Here is a 22,213-nt window from a genome sequence, read left to right on the forward strand (position 1 = left end):
TGCTCGGCGGGTGGGGGGCGTGCGCAGGCCAGTCCGAGGCCTGCGGCTCAGCTGGGGGCGGCGAGCCGCACCGTTGTCTCGCGTGCGCGGGTCAAGTCGCCCTGACTGGGTGTTCCGCTGGGTTCCTCTGCTGGTCAAAGCCCCTCCCTGGCTCGTCCCGGTGCTCAGGAAGCGGAGGGGGAAGCGCAGGATCCATCCGGCGAAGAGCTGGCGTCAGGCGAGGGTGACGGCGGGGCAGGTTGCGTCGGATCCGGCGAGTTAGACGGGGGCTGTGATCCCTCCGGCGGAGGACAGGTCTCGCCGTCCTCCCCGCTGGTGGCGCCGGTGCTGGCGCCACCCATGTCGCCGCCACCACCGTCCCCACCACCGGTCGGATCCATACCGCTGCCCGAAGCCGGGGGCGCACCATGGTCAACGGGCGGAGGCTTGACCGGAGGAACGGGGTCGCCGCCATAGGAAGGGCCGCCATAGGAAGGGCCGCCACCTGACGGGTCCCTCTGTCCTCCCGAACCCGCACCGCCGGCAGCCGATTGGCCACCCACAGCACCGGGGTCCCTGCCGGCTCCGTGGTCCGACGGAGCCGGAGCCGCTGAAGTCGAGTCAGCTGACCCAGGGGTGGCCGGGGCATCAGCGCTGGTCGCGGGCTTCGGCCGGCCGAGGCCGGAACCCTCGTCACGTCCGCCGGGCTCCGCGTGGGCGCACCCCGCCGACGCGATCATCAAGGCAACGATCGCCGCATCACGGGCCGTGTGCCTGCTTCGGTGTCCCATCCATTTCCCCCTCGAACGACTCGGCCGCCCCAGTCGACGCCCGTCGGCACCCGAGCCTCACCGTCTCCGTCAAAGCGACTGTAGCCTCCGTCTATGCACGGAGCACACACAAATAGTCACGCTCAGCAGTCAACTTCGGTTCCACAGGGTTGACTGACCGACGCCTTCTCGGCGCCCGGGGATGTCCACCATGCCGACGAGATGCGACGTGGGCATGGTAGGACGATGCACCCAGGACGCGCAGGACGCGCAGGACGCGCAGGACGCGCAGGACGCGCAGGACGCGCAGGACGCGCAGGACGCCCAGGGGCGCGCCCGCACAGTCCGGGCGCTGTTCGGTCCCTCGCCCCGAAGGGGCCTGAGTCCGCGAGTAGTTGGGCGTCATAGCACCAGATCCGTCCGCGGGCTCAGGGCACGCTGCAGACCGTGACCTTCAGCGCGTGCTCGCCCCCGTGCCCGCGGCGACGCGGGCAGTGCCGCGGCGCCTCCCGCACCGGCCGGCCCATCACCGCGGCCGCGGCCTCCGGACCGGGCCCGCTCCGCATCGTGTGACCGGTACTTTCCTACCGGTCTGCGGAAGAGGACGTGTCCAACTCGGCCCGCTAAGGTGCGGGTTGGGCGGCAGGTCGGACAACGGTCGGCAGCCGGCCGTCCAGGCATGCATCGAATTACGCGGCCGGCCGCGGCTCCGCGATCGTCAATGGCCGGCGGCGACGATCGGACGCGCTCGTGCAGATCACTGCGAGGTCGCGCCGGGCAGTTGAAGTGCTCACCGGCCGGCTGAGCCGCTCGGTCAGTATGCCGTGACCTGGTCGGGCTCCGGGGCGGGTGCGTTCGCTTGGTGTTGTGGGTGGCCGCCCATGGTGGGCCTCGGGTGGAACGGCCACCAGATGCTCCGGCCGAGGAGTGCGGCAAGGGCGGGGACCAGCACCAGCGAAAGGACGAGTGCGGAGAGCATGATGCCGAGCGCCATCGCGAAGGCGATTTGTTCGTTTCCCGGGGTCGTGGCGAGCGTGGCGAAGGAGCCGGCAAGGACCAGGCCGGCCGTCGCAATGGCCGGTGTCGTGTGCCGTACCGCGCGGGCAACGGCGGCGCGGGCCGGGCCTGGTCGCTGCATCTCCTCCCGGATTCGGTCGGCGATCAGGATGTTGTAGTCGGTGCCCAGGGCCACGACGAACAGGAACAGCACCAGTGGGAGGGTGAAGTTGACGCCCGGCTTGCCGAGGCCGTGCTGGAACAGCAGGGTGGCGGCGCCGAGGGTGGCGGCGAAGCCGAGTCCGACGGAGAGCATCAGGGCCACCGGTGCGAGCAGGCTGCGCAGGAGCAGCAGGAGGATCAGCGCGATCAGCGCGGCTGCGACCGGGAACACGATCTTCAGGTCGCGGTCGACGGCGGTGGAGATGTCGGCGAAGATCGCCGCCGTTCCGCCCACGTGTGCCGTCGTCCCGGCGGGCGTGTGCTGGGCGATCGCGTCCCGGATCGGTCCGGAGGCCAGGTCGCGGGCCTGCTGGCTCTGCGGGTCCGCGGTCGGGTAAAGGTCGAGCCGGGCGGCACGACGGTCCTTGTTCAGGATGGTCCGCCCCACCTGGCCCACGCCCTTGACCTGGGTGAGTGCATGGGAAAGGCCGTCGAGCCGGGCGGTGGTGAGGGTGTCGCCGTCCGTGGCGGTGACGAAGACGCTCGTCGGGTCCGACACTCCGGCCGGCAGCGCGCGGGAGATCTCGGCCGCAGTGGCCGCGGCGGGCGTCTGGTCGCCGGAATCGTCCCGTCCGTAGTCCATGCGGATGCCGGCCAACCCGGCGGCCAGCGTGGCAAGCAGGGCGACGGAGGCCGTCAGCATCGTCAGCGGTCGTCGCGTGACCAGCGCGCCGAAGCGGGCGGCACGCCCCTCGCTCGGCTTGTGACGCAGGGTTCGGGAGGGCCAGAACATCTTGCGTCCGGCGGCCGCGAGGAGCGCCGGCAACAGGGTGAGGCTGCCGAGCAGCATCACCAGTACTGCGACGGCGATCGCGGGGCCCAGCGAGCGGAACTGCCCGAAGGTCGCGAGGCCCAGCGTGGCGAACGCGGCCACGATGGTCAGCGCCGCCGAGGTGATCGCGGTACCCACCCGGCCGGAGACCTGCTCGGCCGCCTCACGGGCGGACTGGTCGGGCCGGTTGCGCAGTTGCTCGCGGAAGCGGAACAAGAGGAACAGCAGGTAGTCGATGCCGATGCCGAGCAGGACCACGTTGATCAGGTTCGGGGTGCTCGCGTCGAGCTTGCGCCCGGCCAGCATCGCGGCACCCGCGACGGTGCCCATCGCCACGCCGCCGATCATGGCGACCGCGAGCAGCGGCAGCAGGGCCGCCAGCGCACTTCGGAACACCAGCACGTTGAGCAGGACGATGAACCCCATGACGAGGGCGCCCCCGACCTTCGCGGCGGTCTCGTGGGCATCGGTGGTGTCGACGGTGTCGGCGAGCCCCCCGGTGAAACCGGTGCGCATCCCCACCTCCGAGAACTGCGTCCGGGCAGCGTCCCGGAAGGCCCGGTAGACGCCCTGGACCCCCTTGTCCGAGGGATTCCCGGTCAGTTGGACGGAGAACAGTTCGAAGCTCCGGTCGGGCGCCGTCATCGCGGGGGCGATCCGGGGCATCTGGGAGCGGTCCGGGACCAGGAACTTCGGGCCGTCGTCCTCCCTGGGCATGATCACCCGGCGTTGGCCCAGCTGCGCCGCCTCGGCCTCGACCCGCTTCTGGTCGGCGGCGCTGAGGGCCCTGCCGTCGGACCGGGCAACCAGCACCGTCACCGTGGTGGCGTCGGGGTCCACCCCGAACTGCTCCTCGGCGATCTGCAGCGCGGCGGCCGAATCGTAGCTGCGGGGCAGGAAGTCCCCGGTCTGGTGCTGGGTGACGCGGGCGATCAGTGTCGGCACCAGGGCGCTCAGTACGACACCCAGGACCGCCCAGAGGGCGATGACCTTCCACGGGTGTCTGGTGGAGTATCCGGTCAGGGCGCGAATCACGATGTCCTCCGGCGGACGGACTTGAATGCGGCGTCTGCCGGGTGCTCCCGGCCGGTCTCCAGACCATCACTGCGAGGGGCCGCCGAGCGTCGTGGCAACGGATGATCCGGACCGGGGCCCTGGGGCCCTCCCCGGCCCACGACCAGGACCCTGGTCCTGGTCCTGGTCCTGGACCTGGACCTGGACCTGGACCTGGCTCTGGTCCTGGCCCGACCCGGGTCAGCGCCCGGGCCATTGGCCGCGAACGGCTACCGCTACCACTGCGGCTGCGGCTGCGGCTGCGGCTGCGGCTGCGGCTGCGGCTGCTGTGCAACCCTGTCCCGGGGGCCGGGAGGCCGGACACAGGGGGACAGACATGCCCAGGAGCCGACACATCGGGCCCAACGGTGACCAGGAGTCGGTGGACATCGAGCCCAACAGTGACCAGGAGCCGGTGGACATCGGGCCTGACGATGACCAGGAGTTGGTGGACATCGACAGCGCCGAGCCACCATGGACCCGTAACGACGCACTCGTGACCGGCGGCGCCTGCGCGCTGAACCTGCTCAGCTATGCGTTCTTCAACGACCCCAACGGGCAGCACACCGTGAGCGTGGCAGGGTTCCTCCTCGTCGCGGTGGCGGCCATGCCGCTGCTGGCCCGGCGCCGCCACCCGGTGGCGGCGCTCGCCGCCGCACTGGCACTCGATGCGACAGCCGCCCTGACCGTGGGGCTGCCCAGCCACTTCGGTGCCGTCCTGGTGGTCGCCCTGTACTCGGTCGCCAGGGTCTGCCCCGGTCGGGTGACGGCGGTCGCAGCCACCGCGACGGTGTCGCTGACGCTGCTGAGCCAGAGCAACGGCCGGATTCCGCCCTGGCAGGAGGCCATCACCCCGCCCCTCACCACCCTGATCGTCGTCGGCACCGCCCTGGCGATCAACCGCTGGCAGCAGGAGGTGGCGGCCAACCGCAGACTCCTCGCCGACCGCGCGGTGGCCGACGAACGCCGCCGCATCGCACGGGAGTTGCACGACATCGTGGCCCACCACATCACCACCATGCAGCTGATGGCCGGCGGAGCCCGGGCCAACCTCGCCCAACCGGAGGTGGTCCAAGACGCCCTGATCACCCTGGAGTCCTCCGGGCGGCTCGCGCTGCGCGAGATGCGCCAGCTCCTCGACGTACTGCGGGCCGGCGACGAACCGGAGGCCGCGCCGTCGCTGCCCCAGCCGGGCATCGACGACCTCGACCGCCTGGTCGCCGAGTCCCGCCGCGCCGGAGTGCCGACCGAGTTCAGCGTTCGCGGGCCGCAGCGCCCGCTGCCGCCGACCGTCGGCCTCACGGTCTTCCGGATCGCGCAGGAGGCCCTCACCAACACCCGCAAGTACGCGGGGGACGCCCGCGCGTCCGTACAGCTGACGTACCACCAGGACCGGGTCACCATCGAGGTGCGGGACGACGGCGGGGGCACACCACCGCAGGAGGGGGCGTCGGCGGTGGGCTCAGGCGGATACGGCCTGATCGGCATGCGCGAGCGCGTCGCCCTGCACGGCGGCACCCTCACCGTCGGCCCGCAGGCCGACGGGGGGTTCGCCGTGATGGCCGAGCTACCACTGACCACGGACGAGACGGCCGAGGCCACCGTCCAGCACGAGGGAGCGCGTCGATGACCGGAACCGGCCCGACCCCACCGAGGATCAGGGTGCTCATCGCGGACGACCAGCCGCTGGTCCGGCGCGGCCTGTCGCTGATCCTCTCCCCCGACCCGTCCCTCGAAGTGGTGGGAGAGGCCGAGAACGGCGCGCAGGCCGTCACCCTCGCCCGCCAACTGTGCCCCGACGTCGTGGTGATGGACATCCGGATGCCCGTCCTCGACGGAGTCGGCGCGACCGGGGAACTCGCCGCCACCGTGCCCGACTGCCGGGTCCTGGCCCTCAGTACCTTCGACCTCGACGAGTACGTCGTGGGCGCCCTGCGCGCCGGAGCGTACGGGTTTCTGCCCAAGGACAGCTCCCCGGAGGACCTGGGCGCGGCGATCCGCACCGTCCACGCCGGCGAGGCCGCCGTCGCGCCACGCCTGCTCACCCGGTTGATCTCCACCTACGTACGGGCACCCCACGGTGCGCCGCCGCCCCCTACCGGCCTGGGTGAACTCACCCCCCGCGAGGTCGAAGTGTGGCATCTGATGGCCACCGGCCTCGACAACACCGAGATCTCCCGCGCCCTGGACATCAGCCTCTCCACGGTCAAGAACTACATCACCAGCATCTTCGACAAGCTCGCCGTCCGCGACCGCGCCCAGGCGGTCATCGCAGCCTACGAATCGGGCCTGGTCACTGCCCGCCCGGCAGCCGGGGATCCACCCGGCCACGGGCACAGCGAAACAACACCCCCTCGCCCTAGACCCAGATCGTCACGGCGCGAGACGAGACCCCGACCCCAGTTCTGAAACACGACCCAGGGCCTTCGTCGGGATCACCGGCGATCCAGAGGCAGATGCCCGTGAGGTGAAGTCCGGCCAGGTAGATGGTCGCGGTCTGTTCGTAGCGGGTGGCGATGCCTCGCTGTTCACGGCACACCCGCACCCGCGAGCGGCTGATCCGAACGACCCCGCCCAGGTGTGTTGTCCGGAGAGGTTGGTGCCGTCCCCGCTCGCCGTACGCCGAAACTCCTCGAGGATCCGTTGCAGAGCCGCCGCGTGCGCCTCTCGCGCCGCCCGCCCGCCGTCGCTGAGGTTCACCCAGGTGCGGGGGCGGTTGCGCGCCTCCGAGTTGAAGACCCCTTCGACTCGCTGAGGAGCAGCACCATCAGCAGAACAATCGAAAACACCGGCTTCACCTGCGGAAACTGCGGGAAGGCAGTCGCGGCGCCGACCAACGGAAGCTACCGCAACCACTGCCCGCACTGCCTGCACTCGCTGCACGTGGACGTCTCGCCCGGAGACCGTGCCAACGACTGTCGTGCGCTGATGCGCCCGGTGGCCGTCGAGCACTCCGCCAAGGGCTACATGATCGTCCACCAATGCACCGGTTGCGGCACCCGCGGCCGCAACCCCATGGCCGACGACCCGCACCAAGGCGACGACCTCGACACCGTCATCGCAGTGATGCACCAGGCCATCGGCCGGCACGAAGCCGGACACACAAACCGGCGCCGGACACTCCTCTGACGCCCCGGCGGCTCCCGCTCACAGCGGGAGCCGCTTCCATATACCCCGCTGGATCAGCACTCAGTTCTGGGACCGAAAGCACCCCGACCTGATCGGGGTGCCTGAACTCCACGTGCGTCAGCCGAGCGCGAAGGCCCGCTGACGTGGGCCAGGGGGACCGAAGCTCAGCCCGTTCTCATCGAGAGCATTGAAGACGGTGGCCCGGTTCACCTCGAAGTCGAAGCTGACATCAACATTCCCCTGAGCCACATCCCTGCCGGTCCACTCGAGCAGTTCGACTCCCTTGAGGGACCGACCCCGCAGAGCATCCAACTCAGGAAGAGGATCAGGACGCCATTGCAGGTCGAAGCCGGACCACCGGACCGGACGATCGACGTCGATCGTGTTCCACGTAAGGGAAAGATCGTCGAACTTGTGATGGTTGACCTCAAGCTGCTCGCCATTGAAGTCGAACAGCACGGGACAGTCACAGAACCACTCGTCATGCTCCAGGTCCCAGACCATCCAGACACTTGTCAGAGTCCGGCCGGCAAGACCACGCAGGCGCTGCCCGTGCTCCCGCACCACTTCTCTGCGGCCGTGCAACCACACCGGCTGATATCCGTCGATGCCGAAGTCGAACATTGACTCATCTTGTCAGCGCTGCCCCACCTCAGCACGACGAAGTCCCAGGTGCCGCAACCGGCCGCCCGCTTCTCAAGCACCTCTGTCACGACAAAACGCTCTGTTGCGGTGCATGTGGCGAGTCGGGACAACACGAACACGGCGACCAACCATGCCTCCCGCTGGCTGCCCCCGGGCCGCCGAGCAGGGCAATCGCTCCACCCCGACGTCTCTGCGGCCCTCCTCAACGACCTCGGCATGCCCACCACCGCCGGCCGCACGGTCGGGATCCAGCAGGTGTCGGGGCGGTGTCGGGTGGTTATCGGCGGTGGTCGGTGGGCTATCGGTGGTCTGTCGATGGCTGCCGGGACATTGGAGCCGGTTGGCGCCGGTCATCAACGGCACCGGCCACCAGCATCGCATCGTCCCGACCTACTGGAACGGCGCTCCCGGCGCGACCGGCCGGGTGTCCGCCCAGCGGTCCACGCTCAGGAAGAAAGCCCCATGACCACCTACGTCACGATCATCGGCGCCGGGCTCGGCGGCCTCACGCTCGCCCGCGTCCTGCACGTCCACGGAATACCGGCCACGGTCTACGAGGCGGAGCCCTCCCCGACTGCGCGTCCGCAGGGCGGGATGCTCGACATCCACGACTACAACGGCCAACTCGCCCTCGAATCAGCTGACTTGATGGACGAGTTCCGCGGCCTCATCCTGGAGGGCCGCCAGGCAATGCGAGTCCTCGACCCGGACGGAACCGTCCTGTTCGACCAAGCCGACGACGGCACAGGTGGACGCCCGGAGGTGCAGCGCGGCGAGCTGCGACAGATCCTGCTCGACTCGCTCCCGGCCGGCGCCGTCCGGTGGGGGCACAAGGTCAGCAGCACCCGTACCCTCGGCGAGGGCCGCCACCAGGTGACGTTCGCCGACGGCAGCACCGTCGTCACCAGCCTGCTGGTCGGCGCGGACGGCGCGTGGTCACGGGCCCGGCCGCTGCTCTCCACCGCCACACCCGAGTACGTCGGCAAGTCGGTCGTCGAGACCTACCTGTTCGACGCCGACACCCGGCACCCGGCCGCCGCAAAAACGGTCGGCGGCGGGTCGATGATCGCGCTCACGCCGGGCAGGGAGATGTTCGCTCACCGGGAAAGGGGTGACACTCTGCACGCCTACGTGGGGTTGTCCGAGCCGCAGGACTGGTTCGCCGCCATCGATTTCGCCGATGCCGCCGTGGCCAGCGCGCGGATCGCGCAGGAATTCGACGGCTGGGCGCCGGAGCTCACCGCGCTGATCACCGACAGCGACACCGCGCCGACCCTGCGCCCCCTCTACGCTCTGCCGACCGGGCACCGGTGGGACCGGGTGCCTGGGGTGACCCTCCTCGGCGACGCCGCCCACCTCTCGGCCCCGAACGGCGAAGGCGCCAACCTGGCCATGCTCGACGGCGCCGAACTCGGCAAGGCCCTCGCCGCGCACCCCGACGACATCGAAGCCGCGCTCACCGAATACGAGCAGGCCATGTTCCCCCGCAGCGCCGAGACTGCCACCTTTGAAGGCGCCGAGGCCCACGGAGCCGATGCCGACAACCACACAGCCCACGACCTGATCACCGCGTTCACCCGGCACGAGCAGTCCCCATAAGGCAGCCGTGAGCGGGTTGCACGTCAGACCAGTTCCGTGTGACGGCACGCGGCTCGTCTCGTCGGGGCTGTGGGCGTACGGAACGCAGGGGGCCTCCCGGGCAACTACGCCGGGGGTACGGACCGGATCGCGGAGATATCGAACTGGAGCCGGACTTTCTCGCTCACCATGGCGCCGCCCGCTTCCAGGCGTTGGTTGTAGACCAAGCCCCAATCGGTGCGGTCGATGGTGGTGGTGCCGTCAAAGCCGGCCCGCTCATAGCCGAACGGGTCCACGACCGAGCCGAGGTAGTCGAGTTGCAGCTCGACCGGCCGGGTGATTCCGCGGATGGTCAGATCCCCTGTCATACGGAAGCTCTCTGCGCCCTCGTGGATCGTGGAGGTGCTGCGGAACACCATCTCCGGGTAGCGGTGGGCGTCGAAGAAGTCGGTGCCGATGAGGTGTGCGTCCCGCTGTTCCACGCCCGTGTCGACGCTGGCCACCCGGATGACGAGTTCGGCCCGGGACTGAGAGGGCCGGGCCCCGTCGAAGTACAGCGTGCTGTCGTAATCGGCGAAAGCACCCCGCACCGTCGTGACCATCGCGTGCCGCACGGAGAATCCGATGCGACTGTGCGGGCGGTCGATGATCCATTGCCCGGTCAGCGCACGAAGTGCGGGGTCGAGCGCAACTCCGGTGGCGTCGGCCTCCGGGAAAGGCGTACGGGGGCCAACAGCCTGCGTCGGCTCGATAGTTGCGCTCTGGCGACGGCTGAAGATACCCATGCGGTCGTAGCCTTCCTCGAATCGGATTACTCCGTGCTATCACGGCAGAGACAGGCGCTACACAGCGAGATGGGCGGCCTCGTCCGGATTCCATACCCCCGACTGCAAAGATGCACAGGATCGACACGAAGAGGAATGCTAGGAATGCACTGACGGACAACCCATGACGACCGTCCATGACGACGACCGTCCATGGCCCGCAGGATGTCCTCCCAGCGCCGCTCGATTCTCGCGGGGCCCGCTCCGGCCGCGGGCCGCGTCCGCTGCCCTCGGTGACGCCCTATGCCCAGTTGCTCCGACATCGTCGCGCCAGCGGCAGTAACCATCGAGCGGGAGAAGCGCCATGATCCGGCCCCGCCGGCGAAGTCTGACCGAGCAGGCCGCCACCAAAGCCCTCGACACCGTCTGCCGTCTGCTCTCTGCTCTCTGCTCTCTGCTGACTGCTGACTGCTGACTGCTGACTGCTGACTGCCGTCGATACGCGAGAACGCGAGGAGTTCGCCAGCCCCGCCACAACGCCCCGGTCGGCGACGGCCACAGCGAGCAGCGTGGAACTGGCCTACCCGCCGACCAACAGCTCGCGCTGATGGCTCAGGCCGACGCCGACGAGGAGCTGGCCTGGGCGGTGTCAGTGGGGCCCACGAACGTGCGGGTTCACCAGCACGCGGCCGGGGCCCGCAACATGGGGCGCCGGCCGGAGACCGGCCGACCACGCGACCGGCCGGTCCCGCGGCGGGCTGACCACGAAGATCCGCCTCGCTGCAGACGCCCGCTACAGACACCCGCTACAGATGCCCGCTACAGATGCCCGCTACAGATGCCCGCTGCCGAACCCTCGCGTTCGTTCTGACCCGCCGGGCCGGCCGGCGACGCACCCGCTTTCACGGACGTGACGCCCGCTTGCGCGTTCCCCACCGCAACGGAAGGCCGCGGGCCCGGACGTAGGTGACCCTGACGTCGGCCGGAATGTCATGCCCCTGTCATGCATAAGTGTAGAACTTGGTGTGGTCCAGCAGGTCCGCCGGTGTGACGTCGTTCCATGGCTTCATCGTGTCGTGGAGGTCGACGACGTCAGGAGTGCTGCCGGTGGGGAGATACCCCGACTTGGGGTGCAGGCGCTGCCATTCGGCCCAGAGCTTGTCGATGAAACAGTGGTGCAGCCAGAAGACGGGATCGTTGGGCGAGGCACCCGTGGTCATCTGCCCACCGACCCAGACGTGCACCCGGTTGTGCAGATTCGGTCCGCGCCAGCCCTCGACGTTGTTGCGGAAGCCGTCGGAGGAGCTGTTCCAGGGGGCGGCGTCGTAGACGGTCATGGCGAGCACCCGGTCGACCTCGGCCCGGGTCGGCAGTTCACGGACCCCGGCACCGAGTGAGCGACGCAGGAACGTCCGGCCGTCGACGCGTATGTTCATCGGCCACTTCCCGTTGCCGAAGGCGAACGGTCCCGAAGGCACCCGGCCGTCACCGCTGCGCCCGTCGCCGCCGAGGAAGTCGTCGGCCCACAGGGAGCTGCGGGGTGAGCGGTCGACGGTCCAGTCCCAGTAGGGCAACGTGACCGACGGGGTGATGCTTTGCAGGGCTTCTTCGAACTGGAGCAGGAACCTGCGGTGCCAGGGGAGGAACGACGGGGACCGGTGGCCGGTCCGCTCTCCATTGTCGGTGTCACCGATGATGAAGGCGTTGTGGGTGCTGATGAACTCGTCGTAGCGGCCGCTGCGCTTGAGCTCCAGCACCGCGTCGACGAAGTTCCGCTTCTCGGTGGCGGTGAGGTCCGCCTGGTTCTTCCGGACTGCCATGTCGAGGACTCCTCGGTGGGGGGACGGTCAGGGGCCAGGCCTCAGCCGGTGACGACGGGGACCAGATCAGCGCCCTGGAGTTCACGAACGGCGGCGCGCGCCAAGGCGCGTGGCGTGGTGAACGTCTCGTAGTGGTTCACCAGGCTGATCCAGGTGCCGTCCGCGTTCCGCATCACATGGAGGTCGTCGTTGTCGATGCGGACGACGAAGTCCATGCCGTCGTGAGGTCCGGCCTGCCCACTCTGGGGATGTGCCCGGCCTCGGTGGCTTGAGCGACTTCCTTGGCTTGCACGGCTTCCGCGGCTTGCACGGGTTCCATGGCTTGCAGGGCCTCCGCTGCGTGCGCGGCTTCCGTTCTCCGGCGCTTCCTCGTCCGCCGGCCAGCCTTCGATATGGCGGCCCTGGTAGACCTCGTCGAAGGGCTCCGGCATCTCGTGCCCCCCAGGGGCCTTGTGGCCTTCCGAGTGTCCGTGGCCGGCGGCTGGACGGGCGGCAGCGCTGTCGGCCAAGGCGACCGGTGCGGCGAGCACCGCTCCGGCCAGGGCCGCGGCGCTGCCGTTCAGCACTTGGCGTCGGGTGGGACGCGACATGTTCCACTCCTCTGTTCGTCTCGGCTCCCCCCTCCGCGTCAGAACCGCACAAGAGGGGTTCTTCGAGCCGGCGCGCCGAAGGTCGGCCCGCGCCGCCACATGCTGGCAGGGACGAGCGGATCATCAAGTTCCACCGGTGGATCAGGCAACGAACGAGACAACACCCGGGTGAAGGTGCAGAGTTCAACGGCGGTGATCGTGCTCGCGTCCCGCCGCGCCTGTGCGCGGAACCGGATATTCCGCGATGCGGAGCGCCCTCAGCCGCAGATTCTTTCCTCCGACGGCGGAAACCATGAGACGCCCCACGGCCGGAACTCGGCGTGAATGCAAGGGGCTTGAGGTGCGAGGTGTTTGCGGCTCGGGCCGTCGCGTCGCGCGTGCGGGTGAGGTGAGTGAATGCCCGGCGCCGGCCCGCACCACCCCGTCCACTCCAACCCGCCCCTGCGACCCGTCCCTTCGACCGGTCGTCGCTCTCTGGTTCGTGCCGCAACCCTCGGCCGGGACCTCGAACTGCCCCTTCTGAAACTGCCCGGCTCCGCCCGCCGCCCGCCGCTCGCCGCTCGCCGCCGGACGCTGCCGTCCGCGCCGCAATGACCGGTTCTCGCCTGTCCGGGAACAGCCGCTACTGCGAGGCTCATGGCTCGCAGTAGCACCCATGCCGCATAAATACCCGTTTATGGGAAGGAATCCTCATGCGTGCCAGACTCGCCACGGCTGCCGTGGCGCTCGCCGTCGCCCTGGGTGGCATCACCCTCGCCCCTGCCGCCCAGGCCGCGGCGGCGCACCGGCCCTCCGTGGCACCGCTTGCCAGGGCGGCGGCCGCCGACTTCAACGTGGGGGGTATCTGGACCGTCTACCAGAGCAACTCGGCCAACGCGACGCTCTCCGTGACTCAGGACACCCAGGGGAACCTCACCGGCATAGCCAGGACGGGAAGTTCGACGACGGGCACCATCGAGCAGGGGTTCGTGGACGGTAGCTCCATCTACTTCGTCATCGCCTGGAGCGACGGCGCAAGGGGCCGTTACATCGGCTCTCGCGGCTCCGACGGCCGCCTCAGCGGAGCCAGCACCGACCTGACCCATCCCACCAGTCAGGCGACGTGGTACACCACCTGGACATTCTGACCTCGCCTATGGCGTATCGCCCAGCGTCGCTGTGGGCTCCGCATACGCCCTCGCTCCGGTCGCGCGGACGTATGCGCAGCAGGTCCCCGGAACGTGGTTCCGGGGACCTGCTGTTTCGAGGGTGACCGTTCGGGTGGGACGCGGCGACTCGGCGGGGGCGACTGGCTGCTGGAGAGGTCGGCGTCGTCGGAGCCCTCTGAGCGGTGCGGCCGGCGGCGCGAGGCGGTAGAAGGTTGCGTGGGGACGCTGATCAGCGGCTGAGTGGGCGGCGTCGGCCCAGGCGGGTATTCAGTCCGTTTCCTGCCGGTACAAGGTGTCGGAGTCGATCTGCCGGCGTGCGTCGTACTGGTGGCGGGCGGTTTCGATCTCGTGGTGCTCCGGATACGGGCCACGGGCCGGACCTGCCTATCGACAGGAGCTGCTCGATCAACTCCCACTCGGTATCCGTGAGTTCCGTACGCGCTGTACCAGGCTTCTACCAGCCAGCAAACGATCACCGGAAGAGACGTCCCACATTTTGATCACGACTCAGGGCAGACCCTGGCTTCAGAGCCGTACCAGAGCGCTCGGGTGCACCTCACGCTCGATGCGCGGCATGATCTCGGGCACATAGATCTTCTGGATGGCTTCGCCAGCATCGTGGGCCTCCCAGTGCCCCCGAGTCGCCCAGCGCTCGACCAGGACGAACCGGGCCGGATCCTCGTGCGAGTGGTACGCCTCCCAACTGACGCAGCCGTCCTCGGCAAGGCACAGCGGGCGCATTCGGGCCAGGGCGTCAGCGACCGGAGTGATGTCTTCGGCCTTGGGAACGTGCGCGATGACGATGAGGTCGAACATCCCTACTCCTTGGTACGTGCATGCGTGCCAGCCAGCGGCAAGGCAGGCTACAGCCGAGGTCGGCGGAGCGCGGCACGGCCGGACGTCCCCGTCAATTTCCCTAGTTCCCCGGCAGGTTGACCCACTGCGTTCCGGTCTGGAACTTTCAGGTGACGATCACCTCGCTCCCCTCGCGGTGATCCCGCCACCAGCCCCCATCCCCGCCGCTCCGGCGTCGGCCTGCCCGGTCCACCGGCCAGCCAGCCGGCCAGGAAGCAACCGCTCGATCGGCACCCCCTGCGCGTCAGCCAACGGCACCTCCAGACCAATGACCAGCTGATCCAGACGAACCGCCTAGGTCCCAGGGTGGGCGGCCGTCCGTCCAGAGGATGACGCCGGGGCCAGTGGTGGCACTTCAGGACTGTCCGGCTTTGGGGCCCTGTGGGGGAGGACGGCGCTGACCTGTGCATTCGAGGATGGGGGCGCCTGATCCTCCGTCCCCTTTCCAGGAGCCCCCCATGGCCTACACGGCAGCCGATCCGGATTCCCCGCCTCACAGCCGCGGCCGGGCTCGGCGTGCGACAGAGGGATGGGACTTCTTGGTTGAATCGGTACGGAACCATCGCACCGTCGGTTCCATCGCCCCCAGCGGCAAGTCGCTGGCCAACCTGCTGACCGACCCGTTGCTGGAACGAGCGCCGCGGGTTTCGAACGTCCTGGAAGTGGGCGCGGGTACCGGCTCGGTCACACGAGTACTGGTCTCCCGGATGTCTCAGGGAAGCCAACTGGACATCGTGGAAGCCAACGCCCACTTTGCCGCGCACCTGCGTCGCCTGGTTCGTGGCTACCCGAACCTGCTCCAAAAGCAGGAGCAAGTGCGCGTCCATAACGTATTTGTCGAGCAGCTCACCACTGACCGCCGCTATGACGTGATCGTCTCGGGCCTGCCGTTCGCCAACTTCGCCCCCCGGCAGGTTGAGGAAATCATGGGTCGCTACCTGGATCTGCTCCGCCCCGGGGGCACGCTCACCTACTTTTCCTATTGCGGAAGTCGCTGGGTCCGCACCTTGCTGACATCCCGCCCAGAGGCCCGCCGTCAACTCGACGTCAAAGGCCTGTTGAACCAATATCACAACCAGTACGCGGTCGGCTGCTGGACCGTATGGGGAAATCTGCCACCCGCGCAGGTGTGGCAACTGCGCCGCCCCATGGATGCTGTCACCGCCCCAGGCGCGTTGACTGTCCAGCCGGACATATTGCGATGAATTCCCTCACCAGTCTGCTCGGCCAGATTCCCCCTGCCACCGCCTACACGGTGCTGGCCGCGGCAATCATCGCGGAATCCATTTTGCTGGTGGGTGCCCTCGTTCCCACTCTCGCTCTCATGCTCACCGCGGGAGCCTTGGCCCGTACTGGCAGCATGAACCTGTTCTGGGTCATTGCAGTCGCCGCCGGCGCCGTCGTGATCGGGGACGCTCTTGGCCATCGAACCGGTCACCTGCTGGGCAAGCGCCTGCGTACCGGGAAGCTCGGCCGCCGCATTCCTGCCTCAGCGTGGCAGCGAGGGGAAACCCTCATGAACAAGCGCGCCGGCCAAACGCTCCTGATCTTCCGTTTTGTGCCTGTGATGCGGACCCTTGCCCCGCACGTGGCCGGCGTCGCCGGCCTGCCGTACCGTCATATCGCCCCGTACAGCGCCCTGGCCTCGGTCACCTGGGCGAGCGTGGAAAGCGGCGCGGGCTACACAGCAGCCCTCTCCATCCAGCACGTCTCAGCAATCGGAAGCCCGTAGCGGGCCAGAGCCGCCTTGATGCTCTTCGGACGTCGACCTGCGCGAACTCCGGTGCCGGAAAAGGCAGGCCGCGGTCATTCCGCGTGTGCGGCAGAGGTGCGCGGGGGGCTTGTCGACCTTCCCGGCGCCGACTGGTGCCCGACCGGTCTGCCGGGAGCACAACGGGGGCGAGCTCGCCGCCCTGGAACGGGATCTGCGTCGAGCACGCCATGCCGAACACAAGCAGCTCCGACGCCCTGGCCCACGCCGGGCACCCACTGCCGTCCGGCTGCCGCGAGGGCGTCTGCGGAAGCTGCGAACTCGGTGTCCTGGAGGGCGAGCCTGAGCACCGCGACGACATCGGCGCCCCCGCGGGCCGGATGTACGCCTGTGTGTCGCGTGCGCTGGGCCCGCGTCTGGTGCTGGACCTCTGAGACCGCCGACCGCTCCCCCGGGCCGAAGAGTTCGGCGGCACCGTCGGCGGCGCGCGGACGGCTGCGAGGCCGGCACTTGCACGGCTACTTGGCCAGGTAACCGCCGTCGACGACATGGTCGCTGCCCGTCATGTACGAGGCGTCGTCGGACACCAGGAACGCGATGAGTGCGGCGACTTCGGCCGGCTGCGCGGTACGCCGCAGGGGGACGGCGGTGAGGAGACCGTCGGTGGCTCCGGGCGGCAGCGAAGTGACCATAGGGGTGTCGACGATGCCTGGTGACACCGACACGACCCGGATGCCGTGGGCGGCGTATTCGCGCGCCGCGGTCCGGGTCAGGGCGAGGACACCCTGCTTGGCGGCGGCGTAGGCGGCGTGCCCCTGGAAGCCCGAATGTGCCGCTATGGAGGCGAGGTTGACGATGACGCCACCCGTGTCGGCCATCGCGGGGAGCTGGCAGCGCATCGCGTGGAAGACGCCGTACAGGTTCACCCTCATCACGGTGTCGAAGTCGGCGGGCGGAAGTTCGGCCAGTGGGCTGAGGGGGCCGTTGATTCCGGCGCTGTTGACCGCGATCCGCAGACCGTCGCGCAGGGCGGCAGCTTCCGTGACCACGTGGGTGACGCTGTCCGGGTCGGTGACGTCGATGCGGCGGGGCAGGGCGGTGCCACTGGCTGCGGTGATCTGCCGCGCCACACGGGTCGCACCGTCCTCGTCGAGGTCAGCGACCACCACCACAGCGCCTTCCGCGGCCAGGCGCCGCGCACACGACGCGCCGATCCCGGAGGCGCCACCGGTCACCAGGGCGACCCGGTCCCGCAGCCGGCCGGCCTCTGGTCCGTCATCTGGCTTCTGTGCGTGCGCTGGCATGTGCGGCTCCTCGCAAGGGCGTGGGCAAGCGGGTGAAGGCAGGCGTGGGAGGTGGCGCGGATCAGGAGGGGCGGGCATATGCCGTGAGCGGCAACCGGGCCGGGCGCAGGACGGTGCCGACCAGGGTCCGCACGGGGGTGGAGTCGGCCGGTGTCAGGTGCCGGTGGGCGGTGAACGCGGCCAACGCCAGGGTCAGTTCCGTCCAGGCGAAGTCTTCCCCGATGCACAGTCGGCTGCCTGCTCCGAAGGGCAGATAGGTGTGACGCGGCGCCTTGGCTGCGGCGTCGTGCGACCAGCGCTCAGGATCGAAGTCGTGCGGGTTCTCGTACAGTCGCGGATCGAGGTGCAGGGCGTACGGGCTGAAGAACACCTCGGCGCCCGGGGAGAGTCGTACGCCGCCGAGGGTGACCGGCCGCACCGCGCGGCGCATCAGCAGCCACGACGGTGGATGCAGCCGCAGCACTTCGGTCAGCACCTGTCGTGTGTAGACCAGTGCGGGAAGGTCCTCGAAGCCGGGGGGCCGTCCGGCGAGAACGGTGTCGAGTTCGTCGTGGATCCGTCGTTGGACTTCGGGGCGGCGGGAGACCTCGTGCAGCGCCCAGGCCAAGGAGGCGCTGACGGTGCCGGTACCGGCCAGGAACAGGGTGATCAGTTCGTCGGTCACTTCGGCGTCGGTCAGGGCGCCGTCCGGGCCGCCCGTGGCCAGGAGCATCGACAGCAGATCGCCGCGGTCCCGGCCATCGGCACGGTATGCCTCGATGATCCGGTGCTGGACGGCCACCAGCCGGCGTAGCGGGCCGGCGTGCGGCGGCCGCCATCCCGGCAGCAGCGGGAGGCGTTCCGCCCAGGCGTGCAGCGGGGAGAGGGCAAGGCGCATCGAGTGGTACTTGACGGACAGCCAGCCCATGACAGCGGTACGCAGTTCAGGGTCCTGGGGATCCGCGAAGAGAGTACGCAGCAGGATGTCGAGGGTCAGGCGGTGGATCTCCGGCACCAGATCGAGAGTGGTACCGGGCTCCCAGAGGGCGGCCCCCGCCAGGGACCGTTCGGACATGATGCGGGCGTAGCCGGCGATCCGGGCGTGGTGGAATACGGGTTGCATCAGCCGGCGGTGGCGGAGGTGACGCTCGCCTTCGGCGGTGATCAGCCCGTCGCCGAGCGGCACGCGCAGGGCGTCGAACATCGCGCCCTTGTCGAAGGCGCGGGCCTGTACGGTCAGCAACTCCCGGACGATTTCGTGGCAGTTGACCACATGTACCTGCCGGGGGCCGATGTAGATCTTCGTCACCGGTCCGTGGTGCCGCAGCTCACGGACGAAGCGCAGAGCGTCACGGTGGATCAATGGGGCGTGGCCGGCCAGCGGCACACGGCCGGGGGCGACGGGGGCTTCGGAGGGTGCATCGGCGGTGGTCCGTCCTGGTCCGCCGGGCAGTCGCGCGCTGCTGCTGCCGATCCTTCTCGAGCCCGGCCGCATGTCAGCCCTCCTTGTCGGCGGAGGCGCAGACCCCCGCGGTGGTGTGGAGGCGGCGCTGCCCGGCAAAGAGGCCGCCGACGGCAAACGCATGAGTGTGGGTGGGGTAGTGCGTGAGGAGGGGACGCGGGCCGTACATGAGCGGTACACCCGGCCAGGTGCCGTTGTCGCGCTGGGTCTCCACAAGGTAGCCGAGCGCCGGCGCCCAGTGTTCCTCGTGGAGCAGGCCGCCACGTTCCAGGGCTGCGAGCGCCAGTCCCGTTGCGGCAGGAGTGCTCGGACCGGCCGCTTCGACGGGCCAACCGCCATCGCGATTACGGGTTTCGGCCAGAGTCCGGGCGGCAGGGTGCCCTCCCGCATGTACCGCCGCGCCGAGGGCGGGAAGAACCTCGGCGGTGGCGTACGGCAGCCCCCGGTACCACCCGGCGTGCCAGCGTCCCTGTTTGCCGAGGCGTTCGCCGAGCCAGCCGCGCGCCGCGGCCAGTGGCACGCGAGGGTGGCCGGAGTGACGGTCCAGTGCGGTGACGACATGGGCCACCACGTCGTCCACCGGAGGGTCCCCGGCTGACTGCCAGGTCCGCCAGAGGCCGTCGGCCGTCTGCTGCCCGACCAGGTGACGGAGCCCGGCCCGGATCGTCGTGCCGGGCGCGCCGCTTGCGCCGTCCAGAGCGGTCAGGACGGCCGCGGTGGTGTCGTTGTCGGACTCGACGCCCGAGCGGTACGGCCAGCCGCCGTCCGGGTTCTGTGCCGCGACCAGGAACGCGACGGCGGCCGGCAGTCCGTGGCGGTCGAAGGCCGCTGCGCCGTGGAAGGCACGCACGGTCAACGCGGTGTCCCAGACGTCGCTGGCCGAGAAGCGCCATGTTCCGTCGGAGAGTTGACTGGTGAGCAGGTATTCCGCGCAGCGGCGGGCGGCAGCTGTGCCGGGGGCGGCGGCCTGGAGCGCGAGCGCCGCGAGAGCGGTGGTGACCGGATTGGCGAAGAAGTCGCCCGACGGGGACTGCTCGTCGGCGACCATACGGGCGGCTTGCCGGGCGGATGTCCGGTCGCCGAAGTGGGTCTCCACCAGTGCGTGCGCGGACCAGAGTTCCACCCGGGTCCAGCGCTTGAGCCGCTCCTGGGCCGCGACCGCGGTGGCCAGCTGGGTGCGCAGCGCGGCGGAACCGGTGCCGCCGCTGGTCGCTCGGCCGGTGTGCAGGGCGATGGCCTGGAGGAGCCGGGCGCGGGCCGACAGCGCCCGGTCCGCGAAGGAGGGGTGACTCACGTCGATGGGGCCGCCGGTGTCCCGGGCCAGGGACAGCAGCGCGGCCTCCACGGCATGGGCCACCGGATGGTGGTTCTGCGGGGCGGCGCCCTTGGCGAGCCACGCCCTGCCCCGCTCGGCGGCGCGGTCGGCGCCGGGGTGCGGAGAGTGTGCCAGGGCCAGCGTGCACAGTGCGGTCTCAGTGATACGAGGGGCGGGGGTGGCCAGCCATGAACCGTTGTCCCGCTGGGTGGAGAGTGTGTGCCGGGTGGCGAGGGCAAGCGCACGGCTCACACCTGTGGCGAGCGTGGGCGATACATGCGCGTCCGGTATCGACGGTAACGCAGGTCCTGTTGACATCTGGCCTCTGTCTTCCCGAGTTCCGTTCCGCTTCGTAGGCGTGACGCACCGGTGTGGATCACCGGCGTGGATGGCGGCCCGACGCGCTGCCGGACCGCCGGGGCCAGGCGAGGCGACGCGGCTGCGGGCGTGCGCACCGGACCGGGTACGTACCGGCCCGGGTGTGTGCCGGCCCAGGGCCAGGGGTGTGCCGAAAAGCTACGGAGCGCCGGAGCCCGCACGGTCGCTGGACGTAGCCTGACGGTGTGGACACCTCGCGACCGTACGGCCACTCGCCCCGGGAGATCGTCTCCATAGCGGACACATGCTCCGCCGCATTGCAGAGCATGCCGCGGCTGGAGATCTGGCTCAAAGAGCGCGGGCTGCCCGTGGACACCGCACTGGTACCCCTGATGTGTCTTCAGACGGCGTTCTTCACCCCCTGGCTGCCGCCGGAGACCTGCTACCAGGTGTCCCGGCTCACCGTCTGGCTGATGGCGATCGACAATGTCCTGGACGCACCGGACGCACCGGCCTCACCGGGCTCCGCGGGCTCCGCGGGCCCGAACGGGACCGCAACCCGCGTCCGGGCCTGGCACCGGGTCCTCGCGGGGCGCGACAGCGACGGCGACAGCAACGGCGGCAGCGACAGCGACAGCGACGAGCCCATGGCGCGCGCTCTGGCGGAGATCGCCCGGGACCTGCACCGCGACGGCCGCCCCGAACTCACCGCCGTCTGGCGGAAAAGCATGCATCAGACGCTCGTCGGCATGCGATGCGAAGGGGAGGCGGCCCGGACATCGGCCGCAGGCGGCGGCATGCCCCGGCTGGCGGACTATCTACGGCACGGTGCCTGGACCATCGGCGTCGAGCAACAGGTCACCGCCCTGTGGGCCCTCATGGACGAGCCCGGCCTGCCCCGCCGCCTTCCTGTGCTGCTCGGCGCGCTGCGCCAGGCCGCGACCGCCATCCGTCTGCTCAACGACCTGCGCGGCCACCAACGAGAGCAGTCCGAGGGGAAGACCGACGCACTCGCCATCGGCCTGACCGGGCAGGAGGTGTACCGGCGCGCCGAGGAAGGGCTGGAAAACTGCCGGCGGGCTCTGGCTCCGCTCACCGCTGCCGGGTACGGTTCCGCGGTGGCACTGGAGCGGGTGGCGCTCTGGCATGCGCGGATGTACCACCGCTTCGACCCCGTACGGCCCGGCCAGGCCACCATCTCACCCCTGCCGGTCGGACCGGACAGCGCCGCGCACACCCGGCACAGACCGTTCGTCCCCCAGCCGAGAGAGGCCCCGGCCATGAACATCGAGCAGGAAGTTCTGGACGTCATCGTGTCCGGAGGGCAGTACGACAACGCGAAACTGGCGGAGCTCTTCGACCAGCTCGAACCGGTCGACACCGATCTCCTCATCGGCACCTGGCAGGGCGGCGGGTTCGAGCACACCAGCGAGAACGCCGCGCTGCTGACGAAGATGCGGTGGTACGGCAAGCGGTTCGTCGACGCCGAGCACGTGGAGCCGCTGCTGTGCCGCGACGAGGACGGGACGGTCTTCTCGTACGAGGAGATGGGCCTCGCAACGTTGCATGAGGTCATCTACCGCGGCAAGCAGTCCACAGCGATGGTCTATGACCAGCTGCCCATCATCGATCATTTCCGCCGGCTCACTGACAACGTCCTGCTGTGCGTGATGGACAAAAAGGAAGCCCCCGCGGACTTCTTCTTCCACCTCACCCGCGTACCCGCGTCGCTGCCCCAGTCATCTGGCGACGGCAGATAGCGAGCCGACGACCGGAGTGGGGGAGGGGCTGGTGTGCCTCACA

General features: G+C 69.7%; 17 protein-coding genes and 2 pseudogenes. 10 read left to right on the forward strand and 9 right to left on the reverse strand.

Features of this window, described 5'->3' with window-relative positions:
- Positions 1-1,563 precede the first annotated feature (1,563 nt).
- Positions 1,564-3,774, reverse strand: coding sequence for an MMPL family transporter (locus K7C20_RS01885; RefSeq protein WP_048828735.1), 2,211 nt, complete (start codon positions 3,772-3,774; stop codon positions 1,564-1,566).
- 355 nt (positions 3,775-4,129) lie between these two features.
- Here K7C20_RS01885 and K7C20_RS01890 point away from each other — a divergent pair, with 355 nt between their 5' ends.
- From K7C20_RS01890 to K7C20_RS01900, 3 genes are all read left to right on the forward strand, one after another.
- Positions 4,130-5,422: a sensor histidine kinase gene (locus K7C20_RS01890; protein WP_078953496.1), complete on the forward strand. Its 1,293-nt coding sequence runs from the start codon at positions 4,130-4,132 to the stop codon at positions 5,420-5,422.
- Positions 5,419-6,201: a response regulator transcription factor gene (locus K7C20_RS01895; RefSeq protein ID WP_209444007.1), complete on the forward strand. Its 783-nt coding sequence runs from the start codon at positions 5,419-5,421 to the stop codon at positions 6,199-6,201. Before K7C20_RS01890 ends, K7C20_RS01895 begins: the two co-directional genes overlap by 4 nt.
- A 249-nt stretch (positions 6,202-6,450) precedes the next feature.
- Positions 6,451-6,921, forward strand: coding sequence for an RNHCP domain-containing protein (locus tag K7C20_RS01900; RefSeq protein ID WP_209444006.1), 471 nt, complete (start codon positions 6,451-6,453; stop codon positions 6,919-6,921).
- A 117-nt stretch (positions 6,922-7,038) separates the two neighbouring features.
- Here K7C20_RS01900 and K7C20_RS01905 read toward each other — a convergent pair whose 3' ends face one another.
- Positions 7,039-7,545 carry a hypothetical protein gene (locus K7C20_RS01905; RefSeq protein ID WP_030076062.1) on the reverse strand — a complete coding sequence of 169 codons (507 nt, stop codon included), beginning with the start codon at positions 7,543-7,545 and terminating at the stop codon, positions 7,039-7,041.
- 483 nt (positions 7,546-8,028) lie between these two features.
- On the opposite strand from K7C20_RS01905, the gene K7C20_RS01910 reads away from it, so the two are divergent.
- Positions 8,029-9,165 carry an FAD-dependent oxidoreductase gene (locus K7C20_RS01910; protein ID WP_030076063.1) on the forward strand — a complete coding sequence of 379 codons (1,137 nt, stop codon included), beginning with the start codon at positions 8,029-8,031 and terminating at the stop codon, positions 9,163-9,165.
- A gap of 104 nt (positions 9,166-9,269) precedes the next feature.
- Here the strand turns inward: K7C20_RS01910 and K7C20_RS01915 are convergent, their stop codons facing one another.
- Positions 9,270-9,929: a YceI family protein gene (locus K7C20_RS01915; protein ID WP_030076064.1), complete on the reverse strand. Its 660-nt coding sequence runs from the start codon at positions 9,927-9,929 to the stop codon at positions 9,270-9,272.
- Between the two features lie 656 nt (positions 9,930-10,585).
- Here K7C20_RS01915 and K7C20_RS38020 point away from each other — a divergent pair.
- A pseudogene (locus K7C20_RS38020) lies at positions 10,586-10,702 on the forward strand (IS5/IS1182 family transposase); the annotation flags it as partial.
- A 207-nt stretch (positions 10,703-10,909) separates the two neighbouring features.
- Here the strand turns inward: K7C20_RS38020 and melC2 are convergent.
- Positions 10,910-11,728, reverse strand: a complete 819-nt coding sequence (gene melC2 / locus K7C20_RS01920; RefSeq protein WP_030076066.1) for a tyrosinase MelC2 — start codon at positions 11,726-11,728, stop codon at positions 10,910-10,912.
- A gap of 41 nt (positions 11,729-11,769) precedes the next feature.
- Complete coding sequence (locus tag K7C20_RS01925) at positions 11,770-12,318, reverse strand: tyrosinase family oxidase copper chaperone (protein ID WP_030076068.1); 549 nt, start codon at positions 12,316-12,318, stop codon at positions 11,770-11,772.
- Positions 12,319-13,010: 692 nt separating this feature from the next.
- On the opposite strand from K7C20_RS01925, the gene K7C20_RS01930 reads away from it, so the two are divergent.
- The gene (locus K7C20_RS01930) at positions 13,011-13,445 is read left to right on the forward strand and encodes a hypothetical protein (protein WP_030076070.1); all 435 of its coding nucleotides are present in this window, start codon (positions 13,011-13,013) and stop codon (positions 13,443-13,445) included.
- Between the two features lie 546 nt (positions 13,446-13,991).
- Here the strand turns inward: K7C20_RS01930 and K7C20_RS01935 are convergent.
- Positions 13,992-14,282 (reverse strand): putative quinol monooxygenase, encoded by a 291-nt coding sequence (locus K7C20_RS01935; RefSeq protein WP_030076072.1) that lies wholly within the window; start codon positions 14,280-14,282, stop codon positions 13,992-13,994.
- Positions 14,283-14,779: 497 nt separating this feature from the next.
- On the opposite strand from K7C20_RS01935, the gene K7C20_RS01940 reads away from it, so the two are divergent.
- The 3 genes and pseudogenes from K7C20_RS01940 to K7C20_RS01950 form a co-directional block, all read left to right on the forward strand.
- Positions 14,780-15,526, forward strand: coding sequence for a class I SAM-dependent methyltransferase (locus tag K7C20_RS01940; RefSeq protein WP_030076073.1), 747 nt, complete (start codon positions 14,780-14,782; stop codon positions 15,524-15,526).
- The gene (locus K7C20_RS01945; protein ID WP_030076076.1) at positions 15,523-16,053 is read left to right on the forward strand and encodes a DedA family protein; all 531 of its coding nucleotides are present in this window, start codon (positions 15,523-15,525) and stop codon (positions 16,051-16,053) included. The genes K7C20_RS01940 and K7C20_RS01945 overlap by 4 nt, the downstream gene beginning before the upstream one ends.
- A 221-nt stretch (positions 16,054-16,274) precedes the next feature.
- Positions 16,275-16,466, forward strand: a pseudogene (locus K7C20_RS01950) (2Fe-2S iron-sulfur cluster-binding protein); the annotation flags it as partial.
- Positions 16,467-16,550: 84 nt separating this feature from the next.
- Here the strand turns inward: K7C20_RS01950 and K7C20_RS01955 are convergent.
- From K7C20_RS01955 to K7C20_RS01965, 3 genes are all read right to left on the reverse strand, one after another.
- Positions 16,551-17,336: an SDR family NAD(P)-dependent oxidoreductase gene (locus K7C20_RS01955; RefSeq protein WP_342452595.1), complete on the reverse strand. Its 786-nt coding sequence runs from the start codon at positions 17,334-17,336 to the stop codon at positions 16,551-16,553.
- Positions 17,337-17,397: 61 nt separating this feature from the next.
- A complete protein-coding gene (locus K7C20_RS01960) occupies positions 17,398-18,810 on the reverse strand; it encodes a cytochrome P450 (RefSeq protein ID WP_245171694.1) in 1,413 nt (470 codons plus the stop codon).
- Between the two features lies 1 nt (position 18,811).
- Positions 18,812-20,344: a prenyltransferase/squalene oxidase repeat-containing protein gene (locus K7C20_RS01965; protein WP_048828737.1), complete on the reverse strand. Its 1,533-nt coding sequence runs from the start codon at positions 20,342-20,344 to the stop codon at positions 18,812-18,814.
- Positions 20,345-20,655: 311 nt separating this feature from the next.
- Between K7C20_RS01965 and K7C20_RS01970 the strand changes: the two genes are divergently transcribed.
- Positions 20,656-22,170 carry a DUF4334 domain-containing protein gene (locus K7C20_RS01970; RefSeq protein WP_245171692.1) on the forward strand — a complete coding sequence of 505 codons (1,515 nt, stop codon included), beginning with the start codon at positions 20,656-20,658 and terminating at the stop codon, positions 22,168-22,170.
- The last annotated feature ends 43 nt before the right edge of the window (positions 22,171-22,213 follow it).

Source organism: Streptomyces decoyicus (genome assembly GCF_019880305.1).
Lineage (GTDB): Bacteria > Actinomycetota > Actinomycetes > Streptomycetales > Streptomycetaceae > Streptomyces > Streptomyces decoyicus.

Bases quoted from the DNA above. Each gene is read 5' to 3' on its own strand.
- K7C20_RS01925 (WP_030076068.1), bottom strand. From the start codon at position 12,318: ATGTCGCGTCCCACCCGACGCCAAGTGCTGAACGGCAGCGCCGCGGCC.
- K7C20_RS01890 (WP_078953496.1), top strand. From the start codon at position 4,130: ATGCCCAGGAGCCGACACATCGGGCCCAACGGTGACCAGGAGTCGGTG.
- K7C20_RS01930 (WP_030076070.1), top strand. From the start codon at position 13,011: ATGCGTGCCAGACTCGCCACGGCTGCCGTGGCGCTCGCCGTCGCCCTG.
- K7C20_RS01935 (WP_030076072.1), bottom strand. From the start codon at position 14,282: ATGTTCGACCTCATCGTCATCGCGCACGTTCCCAAGGCCGAAGACATC.
- K7C20_RS01910 (WP_030076063.1), top strand. From the start codon at position 8,029: ATGACCACCTACGTCACGATCATCGGCGCCGGGCTCGGCGGCCTCACG.
- K7C20_RS01955 (WP_342452595.1), bottom strand. From the start codon at position 17,336: ATGCCAGCGCACGCACAGAAGCCAGATGACGGACCAGAGGCCGGCCGG.
- K7C20_RS01895 (WP_209444007.1), top strand. From the start codon at position 5,419: ATGACCGGAACCGGCCCGACCCCACCGAGGATCAGGGTGCTCATCGCG.
- K7C20_RS01945 (WP_030076076.1), top strand. From the start codon at position 15,523: ATGAATTCCCTCACCAGTCTGCTCGGCCAGATTCCCCCTGCCACCGCC.
- K7C20_RS01915 (WP_030076064.1), bottom strand. From the start codon at position 9,929: ATGGGTATCTTCAGCCGTCGCCAGAGCGCAACTATCGAGCCGACGCAG.
- K7C20_RS01940 (WP_030076073.1), top strand. From the start codon at position 14,780: ATGGCCTACACGGCAGCCGATCCGGATTCCCCGCCTCACAGCCGCGGC.
- K7C20_RS01905 (WP_030076062.1), bottom strand. From the start codon at position 7,545: ATGTTCGACTTCGGCATCGACGGATATCAGCCGGTGTGGTTGCACGGC.
- melC2 (WP_030076066.1), bottom strand. From the start codon at position 11,728: ATGGCAGTCCGGAAGAACCAGGCGGACCTCACCGCCACCGAGAAGCGG.
- K7C20_RS01960 (WP_245171694.1), bottom strand. From the start codon at position 18,810: ATGCGGCCGGGCTCGAGAAGGATCGGCAGCAGCAGCGCGCGACTGCCC.